Source organism: Vitiosangium sp. GDMCC 1.1324, from assembly GCF_003044305.1.
GTDB lineage: Bacteria > Myxococcota > Myxococcia > Myxococcales > Myxococcaceae > Archangium.
Genome location: NZ_PZOX01000020.1, coordinates 170,161 through 192,915, shown reverse-complemented (window position 1 = coordinate 192,915; position 22,755 = coordinate 170,161). Strand labels below are relative to the sequence as shown.

22 protein-coding genes are annotated in these 22,755 nt (G+C 69.2%); 7 read left to right on the top strand and 15 right to left on the bottom strand.

Annotated elements, in window-relative coordinates; all coding sequences use genetic code 11:
• Positions 1 to 4: 4 nt before the first annotated feature.
• From rbfA to rimP, 6 genes are all read right to left on the bottom strand, one after another.
• The gene (rbfA, locus tag DAT35_RS42615; protein WP_108075050.1) at positions 5 to 364 is read right to left on the bottom strand and encodes a 30S ribosome-binding factor RbfA; all 360 of its coding nucleotides are present in this window, start codon (positions 362 to 364) and stop codon (positions 5 to 7) included.
• The gene (locus DAT35_RS42610; RefSeq protein ID WP_108075049.1) at positions 361 to 963 is read right to left on the bottom strand and encodes a DUF503 domain-containing protein; all 603 of its coding nucleotides are present in this window, start codon (positions 961 to 963) and stop codon (positions 361 to 363) included. Before DAT35_RS42610 ends, rbfA begins: the two co-directional genes overlap by 4 nt.
• An 88-nt stretch (positions 964 to 1,051) precedes the next feature.
• Complete coding sequence (gene infB, locus DAT35_RS42605; RefSeq protein ID WP_108075048.1) at positions 1,052 to 4,282, bottom strand: translation initiation factor IF-2; 3,231 nt, start codon at positions 4,280 to 4,282, stop codon at positions 1,052 to 1,054.
• A gap of 72 nt (positions 4,283 to 4,354) precedes the next feature.
• Entirely contained in the window at positions 4,355 to 4,696 is a 342-nt protein-coding gene (locus tag DAT35_RS42600; RefSeq protein ID WP_108075047.1) for a DUF448 domain-containing protein, read from the bottom strand.
• 44 nt (positions 4,697 to 4,740) lie between these two features.
• Complete coding sequence (nusA, locus tag DAT35_RS42595; protein WP_108075046.1) at positions 4,741 to 6,426, bottom strand: transcription termination factor NusA; 1,686 nt, start codon at positions 6,424 to 6,426, stop codon at positions 4,741 to 4,743.
• A 61-nt stretch (positions 6,427 to 6,487) separates the two neighbouring features.
• Positions 6,488 to 6,970 (bottom strand): ribosome maturation factor RimP, encoded by a 483-nt coding sequence (gene rimP, locus DAT35_RS42590; RefSeq protein ID WP_108075045.1) that lies wholly within the window; start codon positions 6,968 to 6,970, stop codon positions 6,488 to 6,490.
• Positions 6,971 to 7,184: 214 nt separating this feature from the next.
• Here rimP and DAT35_RS42585 point away from each other — a divergent pair, with 214 nt between their 5' ends.
• From DAT35_RS42585 to DAT35_RS42560, 6 genes are all read left to right on the top strand, one after another.
• Entirely contained in the window at positions 7,185 to 7,988 is an 804-nt protein-coding gene (locus DAT35_RS42585; protein ID WP_108075044.1) for a carbon-nitrogen hydrolase family protein, read from the top strand.
• 97 nt (positions 7,989 to 8,085) lie between these two features.
• Positions 8,086 to 8,535, top strand: coding sequence for a FecR family protein (locus DAT35_RS42580; protein WP_108075043.1), 450 nt, complete (start codon positions 8,086 to 8,088; stop codon positions 8,533 to 8,535).
• Positions 8,532 to 9,419, top strand: a complete 888-nt coding sequence (locus DAT35_RS42575) for a LysM peptidoglycan-binding domain-containing protein (RefSeq protein WP_108075042.1) — start codon at positions 8,532 to 8,534, stop codon at positions 9,417 to 9,419. Before DAT35_RS42580 ends, DAT35_RS42575 begins: the two co-directional genes overlap by 4 nt.
• 18 nt (positions 9,420 to 9,437) lie before the next feature.
• Positions 9,438 to 11,138: an HD domain-containing phosphohydrolase gene (locus tag DAT35_RS42570; RefSeq protein ID WP_108075041.1), complete on the top strand. Its 1,701-nt coding sequence runs from the start codon at positions 9,438 to 9,440 to the stop codon at positions 11,136 to 11,138.
• An 82-nt stretch (positions 11,139 to 11,220) separates the two neighbouring features.
• Positions 11,221 to 11,559, top strand: a complete 339-nt coding sequence (locus DAT35_RS42565; protein ID WP_108075040.1) for a DUF971 domain-containing protein — start codon at positions 11,221 to 11,223, stop codon at positions 11,557 to 11,559.
• Positions 11,560 to 11,575: 16 nt separating this feature from the next.
• Positions 11,576 to 13,339: a serine/threonine-protein kinase gene (locus tag DAT35_RS42560; RefSeq protein ID WP_108075039.1), complete on the top strand. Its 1,764-nt coding sequence runs from the start codon at positions 11,576 to 11,578 to the stop codon at positions 13,337 to 13,339.
• A gap of 24 nt (positions 13,340 to 13,363) precedes the next feature.
• Here DAT35_RS42560 and DAT35_RS42555 read toward each other — a convergent pair whose 3' ends face one another.
• From DAT35_RS42555 to DAT35_RS42535, 5 genes are all read right to left on the bottom strand, one after another.
• Positions 13,364 to 13,897, bottom strand: coding sequence for a ClpXP protease specificity-enhancing factor SspB (locus DAT35_RS42555; protein ID WP_108075038.1), 534 nt, complete (start codon positions 13,895 to 13,897; stop codon positions 13,364 to 13,366).
• 31 nt (positions 13,898 to 13,928) lie between these two features.
• Positions 13,929 to 14,414, bottom strand: coding sequence for an SsrA-binding protein SmpB (gene smpB, locus DAT35_RS42550; protein WP_108075037.1), 486 nt, complete (start codon positions 14,412 to 14,414; stop codon positions 13,929 to 13,931).
• A gap of 13 nt (positions 14,415 to 14,427) precedes the next feature.
• Entirely contained in the window at positions 14,428 to 15,282 is an 855-nt protein-coding gene (panC, locus tag DAT35_RS42545; RefSeq protein ID WP_108075036.1) for a pantoate--beta-alanine ligase, read from the bottom strand.
• A 3-nt stretch (positions 15,283 to 15,285) separates the two neighbouring features.
• Positions 15,286 to 16,185, bottom strand: coding sequence for a 3-methyl-2-oxobutanoate hydroxymethyltransferase (gene panB, locus DAT35_RS42540; protein WP_108075035.1), 900 nt, complete (start codon positions 16,183 to 16,185; stop codon positions 15,286 to 15,288).
• A gap of 167 nt (positions 16,186 to 16,352) precedes the next feature.
• On the bottom strand, positions 16,353 to 16,997 hold the full coding sequence (locus DAT35_RS42535) for a deoxynucleoside kinase (RefSeq protein ID WP_108075034.1): 645 nt from the start codon (positions 16,995 to 16,997) through the stop codon (positions 16,353 to 16,355).
• A 109-nt stretch (positions 16,998 to 17,106) separates the two neighbouring features.
• On the opposite strand from DAT35_RS42535, the gene DAT35_RS42530 reads away from it, so the two are divergent.
• Positions 17,107 to 17,496: a hypothetical protein gene (locus tag DAT35_RS42530; protein ID WP_369946325.1), complete on the top strand. Its 390-nt coding sequence runs from the start codon at positions 17,107 to 17,109 to the stop codon at positions 17,494 to 17,496.
• 1 nt (position 17,497) lies between these two features.
• Here the strand turns inward: DAT35_RS42530 and DAT35_RS42525 are convergent, their stop codons facing one another.
• From DAT35_RS42525 to DAT35_RS42510, 4 genes are read right to left on the bottom strand one after another with little or no spacing between them, the layout of a single operon-like run.
• Entirely contained in the window at positions 17,498 to 17,902 is a 405-nt protein-coding gene (locus DAT35_RS42525) for a hypothetical protein (RefSeq protein WP_108075033.1), read from the bottom strand.
• A 60-nt stretch (positions 17,903 to 17,962) separates the two neighbouring features.
• Positions 17,963 to 18,793, bottom strand: coding sequence for a 16S rRNA (adenine(1518)-N(6)/adenine(1519)-N(6))-dimethyltransferase RsmA (rsmA, locus tag DAT35_RS42520; RefSeq protein WP_108075032.1), 831 nt, complete (start codon positions 18,791 to 18,793; stop codon positions 17,963 to 17,965).
• A 12-nt stretch (positions 18,794 to 18,805) separates the two neighbouring features.
• Positions 18,806 to 19,804: a tRNA (adenosine(37)-N6)-threonylcarbamoyltransferase complex transferase subunit TsaD gene (gene tsaD / locus DAT35_RS42515; protein WP_108075031.1), complete on the bottom strand. Its 999-nt coding sequence runs from the start codon at positions 19,802 to 19,804 to the stop codon at positions 18,806 to 18,808.
• 35 nt (positions 19,805 to 19,839) lie between these two features.
• On the bottom strand, positions 19,840 to 22,575 hold the full coding sequence (locus DAT35_RS42510) for a response regulator (RefSeq protein ID WP_108075102.1): 2,736 nt from the start codon (positions 22,573 to 22,575) through the stop codon (positions 19,840 to 19,842).
• Positions 22,576 to 22,755: the final 180 nt, after the last annotated feature.

Below are 22,755 nucleotides of genomic sequence, written 5' to 3'. Positions count from 1 at the left end.
CTGTCTACCAGCCCTCCTTCTCCTTCACCTCGCGCAGCAGCCGCTCGATGCGGTCACCCCGCTCCAGCGACTCGTCGAAGGTGAAGAAGACTTCGGGCGACACGCGCAGGTTCACCGCCTCGGTGATCTCCCGGCGGATGTAGCCCTTGGCCGCCTCGAGCCCCTTCTGGGTCTCCTTGCGCTGCTCCTCGGTGCCCATCATCGAGTAGAAGATGCGCGCCGTCTTCAGATCCGGCGACACCTTCACGCCGGTAATGGTGATGAAGCCGATCCGCGGATCCTTCAGCTCGCCCCGGGTGAGCATCTTCCCGAGGGCCGCCTGGATCTCCTGCCCCACGCGCTCCGGCCTGTTGCTGGTACTCATTTCTTCTCCCAATCCCTCGGGTTGCGCAGGCTGCGAGCACGAGCCCGGGCTTCATCCAGGGACAGCGTCCCCTGACGCTCCGTGCCCTTGGCAGGCCGCCCGCTCTCCCGCCCCGCGGGGCGGCTCTCCCAGTCGGCCATTCCCTCGGCCTCGGCCATGGTGCGGTCTCCACGGCCCATCCCGGCGATGAGCTCCTCCAGGTCCGCCTCTGGCCCCGCCTCCTCGCCGTCCTCGTCGAATTCCTCTGACTCCTCGTCCTCGCCCTCGTCCCTCGCGGCCGGCAGGGGACGCCCAGGGCTGTAGAGGGTGTCCCCGAAGGCCATGATCTCGGTCTGCCGGGAGAGGAGCGGCGCCACGTACATCTCCTCCACGAAGTGGATGATCTTCTCCATCTGCTCGTCGACATGACGGCGGTCGTTGCCCACCACCGCCAGCGCGAGCGTGGCCTTCTGCCAGAGATCCTGATCATCAACCTCGGCCACCGCCACATTGAACCGGGCCTTCACCCGGTCCGTTATCCGGCGGAGAACCTGCCGTTTGGCCTTGAGGGAGCCACTCTCCGGAATCTGCAGGGTCAGACGTGCGACACAGACGAACATGACACTAAGCCCTTCACCCCGGTGACCACGCCTGGAGAGCGGGCCACCGGGAGAATCCCGGTGGTGGAAGACAGCGGCCGGAGAGGGACTAGCTCAGGCTCGGCCGCGTCTCCTCGATCTCGTAGGCCTCGATGATGTCGCCCGGCTTGAGGTCCGTGTAGTTCTCGATGCCGATACCGCACTCGAAGCCCTGGGCGACCTCCTTCACGTCGTCCTTGAAGCGGCGCAGCGAGGCCATGCGGCCGGAGAACAGCTGCTTGCTGTCGCGCAGCAGGCGGACGAAGGCACCACGCTTCATCACACCATCGAGCACCGCCGCACCGGCGATGGTGCCCAGCTTCGGCACGTTGAAGGTGTTGCGCACCTCGGCGCGGCCCAGCTTGCGCTCGGTGCGGATGGGCTCCAGGAGGTCCTCCATGGCCTTGCGCACGCCGTCGATGAGCTCGTAGATGATGCTGTAGGTCTGCAGCGTCACCTCCTGAGCCTTGGCGGCGGCCTCGGTGCCGGACTCGGGCTTGACGTTGAAGCCCACCACCAGACCCTTGGAAGCGGCGGCGCGCATCACGTCGCCCTCGGTCATGGCGCCCACGCCCGAGTGGATGATCTCCACGCGGACCTTGTGGGTGGAGAGCTTCTGGACGGCCTCGCTGACGGCCTCGGCCGAGCCCTGCACGTCCGCCTTGATGACGAGCCGCAGCTCCTTGGGACCACCGCCCGCCTTGGTCTTGGCGAACAGCTGCTCGAGCGTCTCGCGGTTGCTGGCCTTGCCCAGCTCCGCCTCGCGGCCCTTCATGGCGCGGTGGGTGGCGATCTCCTTGGCGGCCTTCTCGTCGGCCACCGCGTTGAGGGTGTCACCCGCGGTGGGCACGCCGGACAGACCGATGAGCTCGGCGGAGTAGCCCGGGAGCACTTCCTTCACGGTCTCGCCACGGCTGTTGTTCATGGCGCGCATGCGGCCGAAGTGGGTGCCGGTGACGACGGCATCGCCCACGCGGAGCGTACCCTCCTGCACCAGCACGGTGGCCACGGGACCGCGGCCCTTCTCCAGCTTGGCCTCGATGATGGCGCCCACCGCCGGACGGCTCGGGTTGGACGTGAGCTCGAGCACCTCGGCCTGCAGCGCGACGTTCTCCAGCAGCAGGTCGATGCCCATCTTCTGCTTGGCGGACACGGGCACCATGATGGTGTCGCCGCCCCACTCCTCGGGCACGAGCTCGTGGTTGGCCAGGTCCTTCTTCACGCGATCCGGGTTGGCGCCCGGCACGTCCATCTTGTTGATGGCGACGACGATGGGGACCTCGGCGGCCTTGGCCTGCTTGATGGACTCCACCGTCTGCGGCATCACGCCGTCATCGGCGGCCACCACCAGCACCACGATGTCCGTCACGTTGGCGCCACGGGCGCGCATGGACGTGAAGGCCTCGTGGCCCGGGGTGTCCAGGAAGGTGATGTCGCCGCGCGACGTGGTCACCGAGTACGCACCGATGTGCTGGGTGATGCCACCGGCCTCGCCGGCCGCCACGTTGGCGGCGCGGATGGCGTCGAGCAGGCTCGTCTTGCCGTGGTCGACGTGGCCCATGACGGTGACGACCGGCGGACGCGGACGCTCGTCCTCGGGACGAGCCGCCACCTCGGGCAGAAAGTCCTCGACCTCGAAGCCCGCCTTCTCCACGCGCCAGCCGTAGTCGGTGGCGAGCAGCTCGGTGGTCTCCGAGTCGATGATCTGGTTGGCCGTGGCCATCTTGCCCAGGCCCATCAGCTTCTTGATGAGCTCGGCGGTGCGCACACCCATGCGCTGGCCCAGGTCGGACACCGAGATGCCCTCCTGGATCTTGATGACCTTCTTCTCCTCGGCCATCTGGGTGATTTGAGTCTTGGCGCCCTTCTTGGTGGGCTTCTTCTTCTTGCCGCGCACCGGGATGGTGACGCGACCCCACATCAGGTCGGAGATCTCCTGCTTGGAAGGACCGCCCTCGGCGGCGGAAGTCCCGCGCTTGCCACGCCCAGGCTTCTCCTTCTCCTTGTTCTTGGAGACGTCGACGAGCTCACGGCCGCGGCCCAGGTGATCCGGGACGACCTTGTACTCGCGCTTCTCGCCGATGGCGCTCTTGCCCGGCGCCATGGGGTACTGCTTGCCCCCACCGCCGGTGGGCGTGACCCGGCGCACCTGGATGAGCGGGCGCGAGATGACGACGGCCTGGGTGGCCGTGGGACGCAGCGAACGGGGATCCTGCGCGACCTGCTGGTGGGGCACTCCGCCCACCATGACCTGCTGGCCCGTCTGACCCGGAGCGGCACCCGCCTGGGCCCCTGCCCCGGCGCCCGGAGCCGAGGGACGCACCGCTCCCGTGGACTGGGCGCTGCGCTGGTACTGGCTGGGGCCACCTCGCTGATACTGGCTGGGGCCACCACGGCCCTGCTGACCGGGACCACCCGGACGGCCCTGACCGGGGGGACCACCACGGCCCTGCTGACCGGGACCACCACGGCCCTGCTGACCGGGACCACCAGGACGGCCGGAGGCCATGCCGGGCGCACCCGAGGAAGGCGCCCGGTGGGCACCGGAAGACGGATGCGAAGGCGTCCGGACAGAAGGTGGAACCGCCGAAGGCGGGCGGGTAGGCAAGCTGGGTGTCTCCTTGAAAGAGGGAGGCGGCTGAGCGGCGGCCGCCGAAGGCGGGGGAGTCGGGGCCCGCGGCGGCTCCACGGCGCGTGGCGCCTCGGGAGTGGCAGCGACGGGCTGGGCAACGGGGCGCGGCGGCTCCGCTGGGGCAGCCGCAGGCTGGGCCTCGGCACGGGGTGCCTCGGCCGGGGCGGCCGGCGGGGCCACGACAGCCGGAGTCTCTGGCACGGCCGGCGGGGCCACGGCCCTCGGTGCCTCAGGGGGTGCGGCGGGCGGAGCCTCGACGGCCGGAGCCTCCGGGGCGGCGACAGGCGCGGCAACGGCACGAGGTGCCTCGGCGACCGGCGCCTCGACGGCGGGGGCCTCCACGACTGGGGGCTGCGCGGCGACCTGAGGCGCCTCGGCACCCGAGGGCGGCACAGCCTCTTCGCCCATGTCGGCGGACGAGGGAGCCGTCGGGGCCTTGCGGCGCACCACGAAGCCCTTCGCCGTCACCGGCGGCGCGGCCTGCTTGGGCTTGCGCTTGTCCAGGATCTTCTGAACCGCGGCAGTGGCCTGATCGTCCTCGAGCGAAGACGAGTGGCTCTTGACGTCGTAGCCGAGCGCGACGAGCTCGGTCACGACCTCTTTGTTGTCGAGCTCGACCCCATGGTCCTTGAGCTCCTTGGCAATTTCGTGAACGCGCTTCTTCGACATACCTTAGCTTGGCCTTCTGCTCCGCCGGCTACCGGGCGCAGCACCCTAATCCAAAAATGTGTGCGAGTGGTGCTAACACCCACTCCCCCCGGCCGCTCCACCCTGAGCCGGGCCCGTCTCCAACGCCTGTCCGAGCACCGACGGGTCGACCGGACCCGCCTTGCCCCGGAAAGCCCTGCCAAAGGCCTTCCGCTTCACCGCCGCCGCCAGGCACCCGGCCCCACAGAGGTAGGCCCCCCTCCCAGGGAGCTGCCTCCTCCTGTCCACCACCACCACACCCTCGGAGCCCACCACCAACCGGGTGAGCTCCTCCTGGACCCGCCTCGCGCCGCAGCCGATGCAGCTTCGCACCGGTCCGGCGTTGGCCGGGAGATCTTCTTTTCTTCTAGTACCGGAACGGGCCTTCAGGCGCATCCCCCCTACCATCCAAGCGAGCTTACGATCTCACTCCGACCCGATTAAGCACCCGCCGGCTCGGCGGCCTGAGAGGACGAAGCCCCGCGCTCGGCGTTGAGCTCCGCCCGGAGCTTGGCCTCCTCCACCAGATAGTTCTCCGCCGCACTCTTGAGCTGGCGAGCCTTCTTGATGCCCACGCCCGGCACGTCGCCCAGCTTCGCCAGATCCTTCTCGTTGGCGATGTCCTCCACCGTCTTGTAACCGGCAAGGGTGAGCTGTTCGATGGTCTTCTCGCCCATGCCCCTGACGCGAGCCATGCGCTCCGTCTGACTGAGCTCGTCCGGGTGGCGGCGGGCCTCGGCCTGCCGGGCCTGCTCGCGCTCGCGCTCCATGCGCGACAGCTCCGCGGCATCCAGGGACATCTGCTTGCGGGCCTCCTCCTGCATAGCGGGAATCCGCGACGGATCCATCCCCGGAATCTGGCCCAGCATCTCCGGATTGGCCTCGGCGATGTCCTTGGCCTGACGGAAGCCGTGGGCGTACAGCGTCTCCACCAGCATCTCGTTGACGCCCGGCAGAGCCCCCAGCGAGCGGTTGGCGAACTCGCGCATCTCGCGCACCCGGCTCTCGCTGTTGATGTCCAGCTTCCAACCGGTCAGCTGGGCGGCCAGCCGCACGTTCTGCCCGCGACGCCCGATGGCCAGCGACAGCTGATCATCCGGAACGATGAGCTCCATGGCGTGGTTGGCCTCGTCGATGATGACGCGGCTCACCTCGGCCGGGGCCAGCGCGGCGCACACGAAGCGCGCCGGATCCTCGTCGAAGGGGACGATGTCGATCTTCTCGCCGCGCAGCTCCTGCACCACCGCCTGCACGCGGCTGCCCTTCATACCGACGCACGCACCCACCGGATCCACGTCCGCGTCCCGGCTGGACACGGCGATCTTCGCGCGCCCACCCGGCTCGCGCGCCGCGGCCTCGATGACCACGATGCCCTCGGCGATCTCCGGCACCTCCATCTCGAACAGCTTCGTCAGCAGGTTGACGGAGGCGCGGCTGAGGACAATCTGGGGACCCTTGGACTCGCGCAGCACGTCCAGCACGTACGCCTGGACGCGGTCACCAGCACGGTACGTCTCACGCGGCACCTGCTCGCGCACCGGCAGCACCGCCTCGGCACGGCCCAGGTCCACGATGATGTTGCCGCGCTCGAAGCGCCGGGCAATGCCCGTGACGATCTCGTTCTTGCGGTCCCGGTACTCGTTGAAGACGTTCTCGCGCTCGGCATCGCGGGTGCGCTGAAGGATGACCTGCTTGGCCGTCTGGGCCGCGATGCGTCCGAAGCCGCGCCGGAACGTCTTCAGCCGGAGGATGTCCCCGTACTGATCGTCCTGCGCCTTGGCCTCCGCCGCGTCCTCGTCACGGTAGAAGATCTGGAACACGAGCTCGTCGCCCGGCTCCACCTCCATGCCCTTCTTATGCGCCTCGTCGAGGGAGATCTGGTTCACCGCCTGAACAGGGTCGGTGATCTGCTCCACCACGGTGATGGCCTGGAAGAGCTCCACCACGCCCTTCTCCGGGTCATACTTGGCCTCGAGGTTGCGCTCCTGACCAAAGTGCTTCTTGGCCGCGGTCGTCATCGCGTCCTCGAGGGTGGCGATGAGCACGCTCCGGTCGATGCCCTTGTCCTTGGCCACCTGGTCCAGGACGAGGTTGAGGTTGATGTTGGGGTTGGCTGGCGTGGGCATCATCTTCTCCAAAAGGTTCCACGGGCGCGCCCGCGCGAGAGCGCACCCTGTATGTGGACTGCTAGAACTCGAACTCCAGATTGGCCTTGGCGATGTCCTTGAAGGGGATGCGGAAGCTGCCCGCCCCTTCCACGTCCACGGAGATAGCGTCGGCCGCCACCTCGGTGAGCGTCCCGGAGAAGTTCTTGCGCGGCGGCTCCCCGATGGGCCCGAAGGTCTTCACCTTGACCTTCTGCCCCTTCACCCGCTCGTAGTGCGCGGGCTTCTTCAGGGGACGATTCACCCCGGGGCTGGAGACCTCCAGGTTGTACTCGTGGGGAATGATGTCCTCCACGTCCAGCACCGTGTCCACCGCTCGCGACGCCTGCGTGCACTCGTCCAGGCCCACCCGTCCACCCGGCTTGTCGATGAACAGGCGCAGGACCCAGCCCTCGCGCTCGCGGACGAACTCCACCTCGAGGAGCTCCAGCCCCTCGCCCGCAACGATGGGCTCGAGCAGCTCTTGTGCCCTCGCCTCCACCGTCTGCTTGATGTTCTCCGCCATAGGCCGCTGAAAACTCCAGACTCCTAAAACACGAAAAGCGGGCACGACGGCCCACTTTTCGAGGAACTGCGTCGAAAAATGTCGGCGGCGTCCGTAACACACGCCACCTCGGGGTGTAAAGGATGACGCACCCCTCGTCCCTGCCATCCAACAGTCCTCCTGGGGGTAGGGATTCCCAGGGTTTCCACGGACGGGGAGCGGTTATAACGCCCCCATGCACCTGATTGCCGCAGCCCAGATGGTGTCCACCGCGGACAAGGCCCACAACCTGGAATCGGCCACCCGGCTCGTCCGGCGTGCCGCCGACCTCGGGGCCCGCCTGGTGGGCCTGCCCGAGAACTTCAGCTGGATGGGACCGGAGTCCGAGCGCACTGGCGCCGCCGAGACACTCGAGGGTCCCACGCTCTCGCGCATGGCCGAGCTGGCACGCGAGCGCCGGGTGACACTCCTGGCCGGCTCCATCCTGGAGCAGGGCGCGCCCGGCGGCCGCCTCTACAACACCACCGTCCTCTTCGGGCCGGATGGCTCGCGGCTGGCCGTGTACCGGAAGATCCACCTCTTCGACGTGGACGTGGGCGACGGCACGCCCTACCGCGAGTCCGAGGCCGTGGCCCCGGGCACCGACGTGGTGGTGGCGGACACGGAAGCCGGCCGGCTGGGTCTCTCCATCTGCTACGACCTGCGCTTCCCCGAGCTGTACCGGCGCCTGGCGAAGGACGGAGCCACGCTGCTCGCCGTGCCCGCGGCCTTCACGCTGATGACGGGCAAGGATCACTGGGAGGTGCTGCTGCGCGCGCGCGCCATCGAGAACCAGTGCTACCTCTTCGCCCCGGCGCAGGGCGGACGGCACTCGCCCCAGCGCGTCACCTGGGGCCACGCCATGGTGGTGGACCCCTGGGGCCTGGTGACGGCCCGGGCCTCGGAGGGCGAGGGCCTCGCCGTGGCGCCGGTGGACCCGGAGCTGCTCGCCCGCATCCGCAAGAATCTGCCCTGCCTGCAACATCGACGACTGGACTGAACCGGCCGAGCTCATGTGACCAGCCCCCTGGGTCCCGGGTCCATTCCCCAGTAGACTGGGGCCCGGAACCCATCTCGTGAACAGTCGCTGGTCTTCTATGGTGTTCGTCCTCTCGATCGGGGCGCTCTCGGTGGGCTGCCCCGCCGATGAGAAGCCCACGCCTCCGGTGCATGTGCCGGCCGCGCCGCCTCCGGTGCGCCGTGCCCAGCTCAAGGGGCTGCAAGCGGACGTGAAGGTGAAACGCGCAGCAGGGGATGAATGGCTCCCCGCTCAGGAGGGCATGCCCCTCTTCGAGAACGACAAGGTGCGGACCGTGGCCGGCGCCGGTGCACAAATCGTCTTCGCCAACGGCAGTGTGGTGAATCTGGGCGAGGACGCGCTGATCAGCATCGCGGAGACACGGCCGAGGCCCGGGCAGGAACGCACGGACCTGACCGTTCTGCGCGGGCGGGTGGACGCCGAGTTGGAAGATCCGGCGCGCCAGTCGCTCTCGGTCACCACGCCTGCGGCCACCGTCCGGGCCGGAAGGGAGATCGTGTTCCAATGAAGGGTTCCCTCCTGCTTGCCCTCCTCATGCTGGCCCCCACCGAGGTGGTGGTGCGCGATGGGGAATCACTCGCCCAGGTGGCCCAGCGCACGCTGGGAGATCGCGGAGGGGCCAGTGAGCTCAAGGCGCTCAATGGCTTGAAGGACGACGCGGTCGCGCCGGGCACGAAGCTGAGACTGCCGGGCGCGGACCGGGCACGGGCACAGAGCGTGCTGGAGACGGCGCGCAACGCGGTGAAGCACGCGGACGCCAAGGCGGCCCGGCGCGAGGAGGCCGTGGCCAAGCTGAAGGAGGCCGAGGCCCACTTCCAGAACGCGCGCTACGAGGACGCCGCCCAGGCGGCGGATGGGGCCTGGAAGCTGCTGTCGGTGAGCGCCTCGCCCCCCACCGCCTTCACGGTGGCGGTGGACGACAAGGGCACCACCACGGTGAGGACCCGCTCCGGACAGCCCGTGCGCGTGGAGGCCGAGGGCGTCACGCGCCCGGTCGCCGTGGGCGAGAGCGTGCGCGTGGAGAAGGGTCAGCCGCCGCCCCCGCCCCGCTCTCCCCTGGGCGTACCCCAGCCCATGCAGCCCGCCGACAAGCTGCGGCTGAGCGTCCAGTTCGCCAAGGGCGGCCAGGGCCCCGTCACGCTCGTCTGGCAAGCGGTGGAGGGCGCCGAGGGTTATGAGGTGGAGCTGACGCCCCTGCGAGGAGAGAAGCGCGTGATGTCCGCCACCGTGAACCAGCTCAAGGTGACACTGCCCGCGGGAATCTACCGCTGGAGCGTGCGCGCCCTGGCCCACGACAACCGCTCCGAGCTCTCGGCCGAACAGGGCTTCGAGGTGGCGGAGGCCTCGCCCAAGTCCATCAATCTCCAGGTCCAGCCCTCGAAGTGGAAGTAGCGCGGGAGGAGCGTCCCCATGCGGCTCTTCAAGACCATCCTCCTGCTGATGCTGGTGGCCAGTCTGGTGCCCACGGTGATGGTGGGTCTGCTGTCCGTGTCCGACACGCGCGAGCTGCTGGTGCGCGATGCCCAGGAACTGGCGCAGGAGCGCGTCAAACAGCTCAAGCTGAAGGCGGAGAGCTTCCTGGCCGAGCCCACGCGCGCGGTGATGGGCATGGCGCGCGTGCCCAACTTCTTCGCCCTGCCGCTGGAGCAGCAGCAGACATACCTGCGCGCGGTGCTCAACCAGCGCCGCGAGGTCCAGGCCATCACCCTCTTCGGGTCCGATGGCAAGCGGCTGCCGGGCCTGCAGGCCTTCGCCGTGAGCGACGTGCCGCCCACCGCGCTCGCCGAGCACGAGGCACGCGCCGTGACACTGCTGGAGGGCTTGAGCGGCCTGCGCTACGCGGACGTGGTGTGGCGCCCCAGCGGTGAGGCGGTGGTGACGTTCGCCTTCCCCGTGGGCGAGCCCATCAAGGGCTACATCGCCGCGGACGTGTCGCTGGCGGAGCTGCAGACCATGCTCGCCCAGGAGCGCGTGGGCAGCACCGGCTTCGTCTACCTCGCCGATGCCAAGGGCCATGTGCTCGCCGGCGGCGGCGGGCTCGTGGCCAACCAGGACGTCGCCCAGCGGCCCGTGGTCGCGCACCTGCTCCAGGGTGTGGCGCGCTCCCCGGACACGGACATCCTCCACGTGGGCAACTTCGGCGAGGGGGACGAGGGCGTCGTCGCCGCCTATGCCACGCTCGCCGATCCGCACTGGGCCATCGTCTCCGAACAGCCGGTGGCGCTCGCCTACAAGCAGGTGGAGACGATGGAGCGGCGGCTGCTGCTCACCCTGCTGGCCGCCACACTGGTGGCCCTGGGGCTCGCCGCCTTCTTCTCGCGCAGCGTCACCCGCCCCCTCAAGGGCTTCATCCAGGGTGCCCTCGAGCTGGCCCAGGGCAAGTTCGGCCTCGAGGTCAACGTCCCCCAGAAGAACGAGCTGGGCGAGCTGGCCCGGACGTTCAACTACATGAGCAAGCAGCTGCTCGCGTACGACCACGAGAACCGCGGCCTCTACGAGAGCCTTGAGCAGGGCTACCTGGAGACCATCGTCGCGCTGGCCAACTCCATCGACTCCAAGGACTCCTACACCCGCGGCCACAGCCAGCGCGTGGGCGACGTGGCGGTGGAGATCGGCCGCGAGCTGGCCCTCTCCGAGCGCGAGCTCAAGCAGCTCCAGTTCGGCGGCATCCTCCACGACATCGGGAAGATCGGCATCGTCGAGTCCATCCTCTGCAAGCAGTCGCGGCTCACCGACGAGGAGATGGCCATCATGCGCGAGCACCCGGCCATCGGCGACACCATCATCAAGCCCATCAGCTTCCTGCAGGCCATGCGCGCCTGCGTGCGCAGCCACCACGAGCGTTGGGACGGCACTGGCTACCCCGACGGCCTCAAGGGCGAGGACATCCCCCTGCTGGCCCGCATCGTGGCGTGCGCGGACACCTTCGACGCCTGCACCTCCACCCGCCCCTACCAGAAGGCCATGCCCCTGGAGAAGGCGATGGAGATCCTCGAGAGCCTCAGCGGCCGGCAGCTCGACCCGGCCGTCGTGTCGGCGCTGCGCCGGGTGGTGGAGAAGAAGGGTGTGCGCGTCGAGGGCCACCGCCTCCCCGTCAAGCTGGCGTCGTGATTCCCCAAGCGGCCCCTCCCCCTCCGGACGCGCCGGATGGTAAGCAGCACCCGGACTGTTCTGGCCCTGAAGGGGGACCGTTTTGAGTTTCTGGGATCGCATCAAGCCCACCACCCGCCCCGTGTCCGCCACCGAGGCAGCCCTGTCTCCGGATGGTGCCCAGTTGGCGCTCACCTGGGAGGACGGGGTGAAGACGGACGCCACCGCGCAGCACCTGCGCCAGCAGTGCCCGTGCGCCGGGTGCGTGGACGAGTGGACCAACAAGCGCACGCTGGACCCCTCGCGGGTGCCCGCGGACCTGCGCATCACCCAGGTGCAGCCCGTGGGCAACTACGCGCTCACCTTCGTCTTCAGCGACGGGCACGCCACCGGCATCTACCCGTGGAAGTTGCTGCGCGACATCACCCAGTCCCAGGGCTGAAGCCTCGGAGGAATACGTGAACGAGTCCCGCTACCGGCTGGTGCGCCCGCTGGCCACAGGAGGAATGGCGGAACTGTTCCTCGGCGTGGCTCACGGCGCGGAGGGCTTCGAGAAGTCCGTGGCCATCAAGCGCATGCTGCCGCATCTGGCGCGTGAGCCCGCCATCGCGAAGATGTTCGTCGCCGAGGCGCGGCTGGCCACCCACCTGCACCACCAGAACATCGCCACCGTCTACGACGTGGGCAACGGCCCCGATGGGCTCTTCCTGGTGATGGAGCTGGTGAATGGCTGGGACCTGGGTGTGCTCCTGCGGCACGCCCACCGCCGCGGCCAGCGCTTCCCTCCCCACCTGGTGGCCTTCATCGGCGCCCAGGTGCTCGCGGGCCTCGTCCACGCCTACCGCCGCGTGCACAACGGCCGCCCCGTGCTCACCGCCCACCGGGACATCTCACCCTCCAACATCCTCGTCTCGCGCGAGGGCGAGGTGAAGGTGACGGACTTCGGCATCGCCCGCATCGAGGGCATGTCCCAGGGCACCCAGCCCGGCACCTTCAAGGGCAAGCTCCCCTACTCCGCTCCGGAGACGCTGCACGGGGAGCCAGCCACCGCCCTGAGCGATCAGTTCGCGCTCGGCATCGTCCTCTACGAGCTGCTCGCCGGACGGCACCCCTTCGGCACCGGCGCCGAGGACCCCATGGCCTTCGCCATGGCCATCACGGAACGCGAACCCGCGCCGCTCACGGACATCCCCCCGCCCCTGGCCGCCGTGGTGATGCGCGCCATGAGCAAGGCGCCCGAGGCCCGTTTCCCCCGGCCCGAGGACATGGCCGAGGCACTCGCCCGCTACCTGGCCCAGGCTGGCGAACCCGCCACCTCGCAGTCCCTGGCCGCGTTCATCACAGGCCTCCCCCCACCCGCCACCCTCGTCGAGCAGGGAGAGCTCTCCGAACAGCAGGGGCCCCTCGCACAGACCGTCCGGCGCCCCACCCTCCCCACCCGGGCCGTGGATCCCGCCTCCTTCGAGCTGCAACCGGTGGAGGAGTGGGAGGAGCTGCCCGGAGGCGCCGCCCTCAGCTCGAGCGGCCGGCTCATCGGCCCCACACCTCCTGCTTCCGCGCCTGTCCCGGCCCCACCTCCGGCCCCCACCCAGCCCTCGACACCCGTTCTGGCCCGGCCCCCCCTCACCTCCACGCCTCCCCGCGCCCGAGAGGCCCGCTGCCCTCGCTGCAACGCGCTCCTGCCCTCGGCCCACGCCCCTTGCGACCGCTGCGCCCGGGAGCTGTCTCCGGAGCTCTCCACGCTCGCCGAGGATGTCGCCTCGCCCTCCTCCTGGGCCCGTCCGGGAGCCGCCCCGCAGCGCTCGGTGCTGGACATGAAAGAAGAGGAGCTGGAGCTGGTCGACCGGGGCCCGAAACACGGCACCCACTACGAGCCTCCCAAGCGCCCCTTCCCATGGAAGCGCGTGGTGACGACCCTGGCCACGCTGTTGGTGGTAGTGGGCGTGGGCGTGGTGGCGCTACCCCACCTCCGCATCCTGATGACCCGGGCGCTCTACGCCTCGGGCAAGAAGCAGATGCCCCTGCTCTCCATCCAGAGCGAGCCCCCGGGTGCCCTCGTGACCATCGACGGGACGGAGCTGGGCAACACGCCCATGGTCCTGGACAACAACTACCCCGACCAGGAGATCTCCGTGCAGTTGACGCTCAAGGGCTACAAGCCCTGGAAGGGCCGGTTCACCGGCGGCCAGCCCGTGTCCCTGGAAGCGAAGCTGAAGCGCTAACGGGGGGGCGCGAGGCCCCCCTCCTCACTTCACCAGGCGCAGGTGGCCACGCCTCGGCGTGGGCGGGTCATCCTTGGGTCCCTCGGCCTCGACCGGGGCCACGGGCGGCTCCGCCGACTCCTCCGGCTCCTGCCGCGCCACCTCGCGCAGCACCGCCCGGGGACGCTCCACCGGCGCCGCCGGCTGCTCCGCCACCGGCTCCGGCATCGGCGCCTTGGTCGTCACCATCGTCTGCTGGATGAGCTCGGCCGGCATGTCGTCCGGGTACATCCAGAATTCCTTCGTCACGTGGCTGGTGATGGCGAAGAGCGCCGACCAGGGCACCGCCACCGTGAAGCGGCTCCCCGAGAAGCTCAGGGTGCAGCGCACGCCCCACTCCCCCACCGTCAAGTCCGGTGGATCGAACCGGTAGGACAGGTTCAGGCGCAGGTGCGACTCGGTGCGCAACGCGGGAGGCACGATGACTCCCGGACGGCGCGCGTCCAGGTGGATCATCACCATGCCCTTATCGAGTGCGGCCAACAGCCGCGCCTTCTTCTCGGGACCTTTCTTGTCCATCGACGTGCGCTGAGCGGGCGAGGGGGGCGTTTCAGCGACGGCGCATCGCCCGGTCCATCTCCCGCTTCGTCTCCCGTTCCTTGATGTCCTGCCGTCGATCTTCGTGCGTCTTGCCCCGGCACAACCCCAGCTCCACCTTTGCCCGCCCGTTCTTGAAGTACAGCAGGAGCGGGATGATGGAATAGCCACGCTCCCGAACCTTCGTCGTCCACCGATCGATTTCCTCGCGGTGCATCAACAGCTTGCGGCCGCGCAGGGGCTCGTGGGTGAAGAAGCTGGAGGGATTGTAGACGCCAATGTGGGCATTGAGCAGATACAACTCACTGCCCTTGGGCAGGGCGTAGGCGTCCGAGAGGTTGGCCGTCCCGGCTCGCAGTGCCTTGACCTCGCTCCCGGAGAGCTGAAGGCCGGCCTCGACCTTCTCGTCCACCGTGTAGGCGGCACGCGCCTTGCGGTTCTCGGCGATGACCTTGACTCCGGGCTCTCCCGTCCCGCCCTTTCCCTTTCCACCCGCCATACGCTCGCGTCCTCTAGCCTCCGATGGGCTGGTTGTCGATCAACCGTGTAGTACCGACGAAGGCCGCCACCAGAAGCCGCGCTGGCTTGCCCGGAGTCACGGCCGGGAGCGGGGTCAGCGAGGTGGCATCCACCAGTTCCACATAATCCTCGCGGAGCTCCGCCGCCTTCAATTCTCGACGCACCGCGTCCACCAGTGCGGGGGCCTCGCGGGTTCCATTCCGGCAGAGCGCCTGGGCCGCCGCCAGACCACGCGACAGGGCAAGCGCCCGCTGCCGGTTCTCCGGGGAGAGGTAGGCATTGCGCGAGCTCATGGCCAACCCGTCCGGCTCGCGCACGGTGGGCATCCCGAGGATCTCCACGCCCAGGTTCAGGTCGCGCTCGAGGGCACGGATGACCTGGAGCTGCTGGTAGTCCTTCTCTCCAAAGAGGGCCACGTGGGGCCTGAAGATGCACAGCAGCTTCGTCACCACGGTGGCCACGCCCCGGAAGTGGCCGGGCCGGCGCGCACCGCACAGGCCCTGGCTCACCTGCTCCACATCCACGTACGTCTGGAAGCCCGGCGGGTACACCTCCGCGGGGACGGGGGCGAAAACGGCCTCCACCCCGGCGCTGGCACACTTGGCCAGGTCCCCCTCCATGTCCCGCGGGTAGCGAGACAGGTCCTCGTTGGGACCGAACTGGGTGGGGTTGACGAAGATGGAGGCCGCGACGACATCGGCACGGGCTCGCCCCTCGCGCATCAGCGAGAGGTGGCCGTCATGCAGGAAGCCCATGGTGGGCACCAGGGCCAGCCGGCGGCCCGAGCGGCGGAGCGACTCCGCCCACGCGGCAGTCTCGGCGACAGTACGAAGGACGAGCGGTGCCATGGGCTAGACCGGTGCTCCGTACACGGGGCCCATCTTCTCGGGGGCCTCGGAGGAGCCGTCCGTGGTCTCCAGCGGAGCGGCCACGAGACGGATGGGCTTGGACTTGAAGGAGTGCTCATCGTCCGGGAACGCGCCCGCGCGCACCTCGGAGAAGTAGGCGCTCGCCGCCTCGGTGATGGAGCCGTGGAGGTTGGCGTAGCGCTTCACGAACTTGGGCTTGAAGTCCGGGTTCATTCCGAGGAGGTCGTAACAAACCAGCACCTGGCCGTCACAGTACTTGCCCGCGCCAATGCCGATGACGGGAATGGAGAGCCGCTGCGTCACCTGACGCGCCAGCTCCAGCGGTACACCCTCGAGCACCAGCGAGAAGCAACCGGCGCGCTCCAGCGCGATGGCGTCCTCAAGAATCTTGCGCGCGGCGTCCTCGTCGCGGCCCTGCACCACATAGCCACCCATCTTGTGCACCGACTGCGGCGTGAGGCCCAGGTGGCCCATGACGGGGATGCTGGCGCGGACGATGGCGGAGATGACGTCGGCGAACTCGGCGCCGCCCTCCAGCTTCACGGCCCCTACCCTGCCCTCCGTCACCAGACGGCCGGCATTGCGGACCGCCTCCTCCACCGACACCTGGTAGCTCATGAAGGGCATGTCGCCCACCACGAGCGCCCGCTTCGCCCCGCGGTTGACGGCGGCGGAGTGGTACACCATCTGGTCCATCGTGACCGGGAGGGTGGAGTCATGCCCCTGGACCACCATGCCCAGGGAGTCGCCCACGAGCAGCACGTCCGCCCCGGCTTCATCGAAGACGTGGGCGAAGGTGGCATCGTAGGCCGTGACCATGGTGATCTTCTGGCCGCTCTGCTTCAGGCGCTTCAGCGTGTGGATGGTGACCTTGTCCTTCACGGTTCACCTCCTATGAGGGTGCGGGTTCGATTTCCTGCCGTGCATGCATGGCCGCCCCTCACCGTCCCCGGAGGGGATCGACGGAAGCGACCACCGAGTGACACTCTAACGCCCTCGGAAGCGCCGCGGGGCTTCTCTTTGTGGGCAGGCAGGCAACCGGGCGCCGATCAGGGCCGCTTGGAGCTCGTGGGGAGGTAGTGCTGGGTGCCTTGACGCGCCCGGTCAACGGCGCCCAACAGCCCCTTCAGGTCCCCCTCGTCGTGGACGAAGTCGATGTCCGACGTGTCCACCACGAGCAGCGGCGTCTCCGTGTAGTGGGAGAAGAACTCGTTGTACGCGTGGACGAGCTCCTCCAGATACCCGGCGTCAAACTGGCGCTCGAACTCGCGGCCGCGCTTCTTGATGCGGTGGAGCAGCACGTCCAGCCGGCCCTGCAGGTAGATGACCAGGTCCGGCTTCGTCACCCGGGGGCTGAGCGCCTCGAAGACGCGCTCGTAGAGCGCCAGCTCGTGCGAGTCCAGCGTCAGGCACGCGAAGATACGGTCCTTGGCGAACAGATAATCGCTGACCGTCACCGAGTTGAAGAGATCCTGCTGGACGAGCTCCTCCTGCTGCTTGAAGCGCGAGAGCAGGAAGAAGAGCTGCGTCTGGAAGGCGTACTTCTGGCGGTCCGTATAGAAGCTGGCGAGGAAGGGGTTGTCCTCGAATCTCTCGAAGATGCGCCGGGCCCCGAAGCGCTCGGCGAGGATGTTGGAGAGGCTCGTCTTACCGACGCCGATGGGCCCCTCGACCACGATGTAGCGGTTGTCCATCCGCTTCGAGACCTCCGAACTGCAACAAAAGCCACGTAGCCACGTGCCCGCCTCCTGCGACCGGCCGGCAACGGGGCGCGGAATAGAGCACGGGAGGGGCGGCCGGGCAATGTTCGCGATCAGCCGAGCGCTCGGCACTCTTGACGGCCCGTTGGGCGTCCACTACCAGGGACTCACGCGCGGTGCGGGGCACGCGAACGCGCGGGGACCGAGGGAGATGAATCGACGGCAGCGCGCGAAGACGGTCATCGAGCTGGAGCCACGCCGGGCCACGGCCACCGAGACGGCTCGGGCCCCCGCGAAGGTGGTGGAGCCCGACCCCCTCTACGGCGTGGCCCTCCTCAAGACGGCCCTGGAGCTCAAGCGCCGGCAGGACGGCTCTCCCGAGGAAATTCTCCGCGGCGTGCTCGCGCGCATGCGGCTGCCCGAAGAGGAGTTCCGCGCCTGGCTGGCCCAGCAGGGAGACCTGGCCCAGGTGCTCGGCGGCGAGGACTCCTGAGTCACGCCTTGCCGTTGTTCAGCCAGGCCTGGAGCGCGGTGTCCACCGCGTTGCCCAGTGACTTGCAGAACGCGTACTCGGTGCGCAGCCGCTCCACGGGCGTGGCCGCCTCGAAGCGCCGCGTCTCGAAGAAGAGCGCGTACACCACCTGGTCGCCCACCTTCGAGCGGATGCCCAGGTACTCCCCCTGCACGTCCATCTGCGGCAGCAGCATCCGCTCCAGCGAACGGTAGACCTGGGCCATGTCCCGGGTGGCGCCCACGAAGGTGCTCTCGTCGAGGATGGGAATCGGACTCGCATCGCCCCAACGCAACAGCACTCCCCCATCCGGGCGGGCGAACACCGCGTACACCACACCGAACCGGTTGAGCACCGGCTCCAGGTCCTCCAGTGGCAGGGGCTTCATCAATCCTCTCCGAGCCCTCTTCTCGTTAGCATCAGAGCGGGCGGGACGCCAAATCGCGTCTTATGTCGCCACGGGTCCCAACGCGCGCTCGATGGCGGCGAACTCCTCGGGCGCGAGCGTCTCCGCACGCCGCATCGGGTCGATGCCCGCCGTCTCCAGCGCCTGGTGGAGCTGCTCCGACGTGCCCAGCGTCTTGTCCGACTTGAGCGAGTTGAAGAGCGTCTTGCGCCGCTGCGCGAAGCCCGCCTTCACCAGGCGGATGAAGCGCGCACCATCCACCACGGGCGCCAGGGGCGCGGCACGCCGCGTCAAACGCAGCACCGCCGAGTCCACCTTCGGCGGTGGGTGGAAGCGCCGGGCATCCACGTCGAAGAGGTGCTCGGACTCGAAGTAGAGACCCAGGATGGCGGTGAGCAGGCCGTACTCGCGCCCGCCCGGCTCCGCCGCGAGCCGCTCCACCACTTCCTTCTGCAGGGTGAAGACGGCGCGGGACACGTGCTCGCGCTGCTCCAGCACCTGGAAGAGGATGGAGCTCGTCAGGTGGTACGGGAGGTTGCCCGCGACCTTCACGTCGGGAACACCCGCCACCTCGGCGAAGTCCACCGTGGCCGCGTTGCCATCCACCACGCGCACCCCGGGGATGGCCTCCTTCTCCAGCACCGCGATCATGTCGCGGTCCTTCTCCACCGCCGTCACGCGCGCCCCGGTGGCCGCGAGGAAGCGCGTCAGGTGCCCCAGGCCCGGGCCCAGTTCCACCACCGGCTCGCCCTCGCGCAGCTCGAGCGCGTCGGCGATGGCCTCCAGGATCTGCGGGTCGCCCAGGAAGTTCTGCCCCCAGCTGTGCTTGGCCCGCAGGCCATGGCGCTGGAGGATGTCACGAGGTGTATCCACGAGGGTGTCCCTTCACATGCGCCAGGCGGGGTCCGCGGTCAGGTTGAAGTCGCCACGCAGGCCTCGGCGCCACGCCTCATAGCCCGCCACGGCGATCATCGCCCCGTTGTCCGTGCACAGCCGCACCGGCGGCAGGTAGAGCTTCAGGTTGCGGTCCTCGGCGCGCTCCTGGCACAGCGAGCGCAGCCGCGAGTTGGCCGCCACGCCTCCGCACACCACCAGGCGACTGAGGCCCAGTCGGCGCCCGGCGGCGACGAACTTCTTCGACAGCGAGTCGGCCACGGCCTCCTGGAAGGAGGCGCACAGGTCCGCCAGTTCCTGCCCCTGGGGAACGCCGTGCTTGCGCACGTGGTGCAGCACCGCCGTCTTCAGCCCGGAGAAGGACCAGTCGAAGTTCTCCGCGCCCGGCAGCGCGCGAGGGAAGCGGATGGCCTCCGGGTTCCCCTTCTGCGCGAGCTGATCGATGGGCAGTCCGCCAGGGTACGGCAGGCCGAGGATGCGCGCCGTCTTGTCGTAGGCCTCGCCCGCGGCGTCGTCGCGGGTGCTGCCCACCAACCGGTAGCGGCCGAAGTCCTGTACCTCGTAGAGGCTGGTGTGGCCCCCGGAGACGACGAGCCCGAGGAACGGAGGCTCCGGCGCGTCCTCGAGCAGGCGGATGGCGAGCAGGTGCCCCTCGAGGTGGTTGGCTCCGACGAAGGGCTTGCCGGTGGCGAGGCTGAGCGACTTGGCCACCTGCACCCCTACCAGGAGCGCGCCGATGAGGCCGGGCCCGGAGGTGACGGAGATCAGGTCCACGTCGTCGAGCGTCTTGCCCGCCCGGGTGAGGGCCTCGTGCAGGACGGGCATGACCTGCACCACGTGGTTGCGGCTGGCGAGCTCCGGCACCACCCCACCCCAGCGCCGGTGGATGTCCACCTGGGTGGAGACGACGTCAGAGAGCGCACGCCGACCGTCCTCCACGAGGGCGGCGGCGGTCTCATCACAGGAAGTTTCGAGTCCGAGTACGAGCAAAGGGCAGCCTCTCTACCAGGAGCCCGCCGTCCCGCCTACTGGCCGAGCGACTTGAGCGCGGCGCGCACGTCGTTGGCGTACTGGCCGGAGGGCTCCAGCAAGAGATAGCGCTTGTACGCGTCGATCGCCTTCTTGTCCTGCTGGGTCATCTGCCGGGCCATGCCGAGGCACAGCCACGCGTGGGCGTTGTTGGGCTGCTCCTTGAGCGATTCCTCCAGCAGCTTGACGGCCTCGCGGTAGCTCGAGTCGCTGCGCACCAGGGAGATGCCCAGGCCCGCCTTGGCCTCGGAGGCGTCCGGCTTGACCGAGAGCGCCTTGCGGTAGACCAGCGCCGCCGTCTTGTACTTCCCGGTCCCCATGAACTTCCGGGCCTGGCGCGACAACTCGGCGTACTGGGCCTCGGGGCTCAGCTTCTGCGTGTCGTCCTGCTCGGGCTCCTCGTCCTTGCCGTCGTCCTGCTGGGCGGGCGGGGGGTTCGTGGCGACGGTGGGCTGCTCGCCCGGTTTGGCGGGAGTCCCCGCGTCCGGCACGGCCGTCTGGGTGGCGGTGGTCGGCTGCTCCGGCTTGACCGGGGGCTCGGGCGGCTTCGTTTCGGGCGGCTTCGTCTCGGGCGGCTTCGTTTCGGGCGCCTTCACCTGCTCGGTGGGCGTGGGCTTCGGCTCCGGAGGCTGAGTCGTCTTCCCCGAGCCACCCGACTGACTGAACACCACCACCGCGGCGGCCACGGCGATCGCCGCAATCCCCACCCCGATGTAGAGGCCCGTGCGATTCGGCTTCGGCGGCGCATCGTCAGCCGCAGGCCCCTTCCTGGGAACGGGCGCCGGCGTGGGCCTGGGCGTCGGGCGCGGCTTGGGCTCCTCCGCGGGAGTGCTGACCACCGTTGGTGCGGGCTTGGGCTCGGGCTTCGACTGCTCCACCGGCTTGGGCTGCTCCACCGGATTGGGCTGCTCCACCGGATTGGGCTGCTCGGCGGGCTTGGGCTGTTCCACCGGCCTGGCCGCGGCGGGCTCGGGCGCGCCATGACCCGGGTACGGAGGGAGCGCGAGCTGTGGCTTCTCGGCAGGAGTCTCCGCGGGCTTCTCGGCTGCCACGGGAGCGGTGGGCGCGGGAACTGGTGCCGGTGGAGCATCCGGGGCCGGACCGACGGGCTTCGGACCCGTCACCAACGTCACCTCCTGGGCCGGCGTGGCGGGCTCCGGAGGAGGCACTGGTGGCAGAGGATTGGGCGCCACGGCGGCGCCCCCGAAGATGGGACCCCGTGGCGAGGACTCCGGCGACTCCACGGGGCTCGAAGGAGTGGGTACGGGCGTGGACGCGGGCGCGTTGCCAGGCACGGACGCATTGGCGGGCGCCGAGGCGCGAGGAGCCGGAGACCAGCCCGGACCCCACGCGCCCGCCGAGCCCAGGCCATCCATGTCCACCCGGTTCCAGTCGAGCAGCAGGCTGCGCCGCTCCAGCTCCTTGGCACGGTGGGCCGGCGCCGGCTCCACGAGGAACGCCGAGCCCTCGGCCGTGCGCGGCGGAGCGATGATGTCCGTCTCGGCGGCGTTCGGCTGGCGCTTCCGGGCCTCGAACACGACGACGTTGGCGGGCTGCGGCTCCTGCGTGGCCTGCGGCTCGAGCGGGGCCGGCTGTTCCGGCGCGGCCGTGAGCGCCACGGGGGGCTGCACCGGCTGGACAGGGGGGGCCACCGGCGCCACCACGGGCGCGGCCACCACCGCGGGAACCACCGGCTCCGGAGCCGGCTCGGCGGGAGCGCTCGGCGCCGGCGCGTTGTGGAGCCACTCCTCGATGCCCGGCTTGCCGCTCTGCACGGGCTCCTGCGAGACGCTGCCCAGCTCGCGGATGAGGCCCTCGAAGTACAGCTTGCTGATGATGCCCAGCGCCGCCAGGTCGTCGAAGTCCGAGTCCTCCACCACCCGGCTCAGGCTGCGCTTGCCATCGAAGAGGCGCAGCAGCCCGTTCACCTCGTCCGGAATCTCCGAGAGGCGGTCCGCCAGCTGGTGGTAGTCGATCTCGAACACCGTCTCCAGCGGCGGGAGTTGCTCGAGCATCCGGCCCCACTCGTCCAGCCGGCGCATGCCCTCCATGAGCAGGCCCTGGGTGGAGACCTCGATGCGCTCGGGCCGATCCAGCGCGGTGAACTGAACCTCGAACTCGCCCTCGGTGGCGTTCAGCAGACGGTAGAACGCGTTCTCACCCTTGAGCCGCCCCATCTCCGCGTCGATGACGCGGCCTTCCTTGAAGTAGATGGTGGCGACCCGGTCTCCCTTGATGGAGATGGTGCCCGTCTTGCGGCCGATCTCGAACGTCTGGACCAAGTCTACCACGCCCATGTCGGCCAGGTTGCCCGCGAACCCGCCCTTGGTCGTCTCGCGCCGTTCGATGCGCTCCTTGTCCACCTTCTGGAGGATCATCGTCAGGCGGGTGACGATCTCTTTGATGTAGATGGGCTTGGTCAGGTAGTCGTCGCCACCGAGCTCCAGGCCCTTCACCTTCGCCTCGACCGCCTTCTGGTTGGTGAGGAAGACGAAGGGGATGTGCTTGTAGCGCTCCTCCGACTTGAGCGTCTTGCACAGCTCGAAGCCGTCCATCTCCGGCATCTTCGTGTCGGCGAGCACGAGGTCCGGCGGGCTGATCTGCACCTTCTCGAGCGCGTCCTTGCCGTGGATGGCCGTCGTGACGGAGAAGCCGGCCTTCTTCAGGCTGACCTCCATCACACGGAGACTCTTCGGGTCACCATCGACCAGGAGCAGGTGCTGCTTGGCCACGTTCAAATGCCTTTCGCTGCGGACGGACGAGAGTGGGGGTCCGGCGCGGAGAAGGCCGGATGATCATGCCCGCTCTCCAGGCATGTCAATGGTCGAGGGGACTGGGAACCCGCCCGGCATACAGGGAGCCGGGCACCTGTAGCAGCAGGCGCGGGACCCCCGCCCGGGACCCTGCCGAGC

Coding starts and splice junctions, on each gene's coding strand:
- rbfA (WP_108075050.1), bottom strand. CDS start 364: ATGAGTACCAGCAACAGGCCGGAGCGCGTGGGGCAGGAGATCCAGGCG.
- DAT35_RS42610 (WP_108075049.1), bottom strand. CDS start 963: ATGTTCGTCTGTGTCGCACGTCTGACCCTGCAGATTCCGGAGAGTGGC.
- infB (WP_108075048.1), bottom strand. CDS start 4,282: ATGTCGAAGAAGCGCGTTCACGAAATTGCCAAGGAGCTCAAGGACCAT.
- DAT35_RS42600 (WP_108075047.1), bottom strand. CDS start 4,696: ATGCGCCTGAAGGCCCGTTCCGGTACTAGAAGAAAAGAAGATCTCCCG.
- nusA (WP_108075046.1), bottom strand. CDS start 6,426: ATGCCCACGCCAGCCAACCCCAACATCAACCTCAACCTCGTCCTGGAC.
- rimP (WP_108075045.1), bottom strand. CDS start 6,970: ATGGCGGAGAACATCAAGCAGACGGTGGAGGCGAGGGCACAAGAGCTG.
- DAT35_RS42585 (WP_108075044.1), top strand. CDS start 7,185: ATGCACCTGATTGCCGCAGCCCAGATGGTGTCCACCGCGGACAAGGCC.
- DAT35_RS42580 (WP_108075043.1), top strand. CDS start 8,086: ATGGTGTTCGTCCTCTCGATCGGGGCGCTCTCGGTGGGCTGCCCCGCC.
- DAT35_RS42575 (WP_108075042.1), top strand. CDS start 8,532: ATGAAGGGTTCCCTCCTGCTTGCCCTCCTCATGCTGGCCCCCACCGAG.
- DAT35_RS42570 (WP_108075041.1), top strand. CDS start 9,438: ATGCGGCTCTTCAAGACCATCCTCCTGCTGATGCTGGTGGCCAGTCTG.
- DAT35_RS42555 (WP_108075038.1), bottom strand. CDS start 13,897: ATGGACAAGAAAGGTCCCGAGAAGAAGGCGCGGCTGTTGGCCGCACTC.
- smpB (WP_108075037.1), bottom strand. CDS start 14,414: ATGGCGGGTGGAAAGGGAAAGGGCGGGACGGGAGAGCCCGGAGTCAAG.
- panC (WP_108075036.1), bottom strand. CDS start 15,282: ATGGCACCGCTCGTCCTTCGTACTGTCGCCGAGACTGCCGCGTGGGCG.
- DAT35_RS42535 (WP_108075034.1), bottom strand. CDS start 16,997: ATGGACAACCGCTACATCGTGGTCGAGGGGCCCATCGGCGTCGGTAAG.
- DAT35_RS42530 (WP_369946325.1), top strand. CDS start 17,107: ATGTTCGCGATCAGCCGAGCGCTCGGCACTCTTGACGGCCCGTTGGGC.
- DAT35_RS42525 (WP_108075033.1), bottom strand. CDS start 17,902: ATGAAGCCCCTGCCACTGGAGGACCTGGAGCCGGTGCTCAACCGGTTC.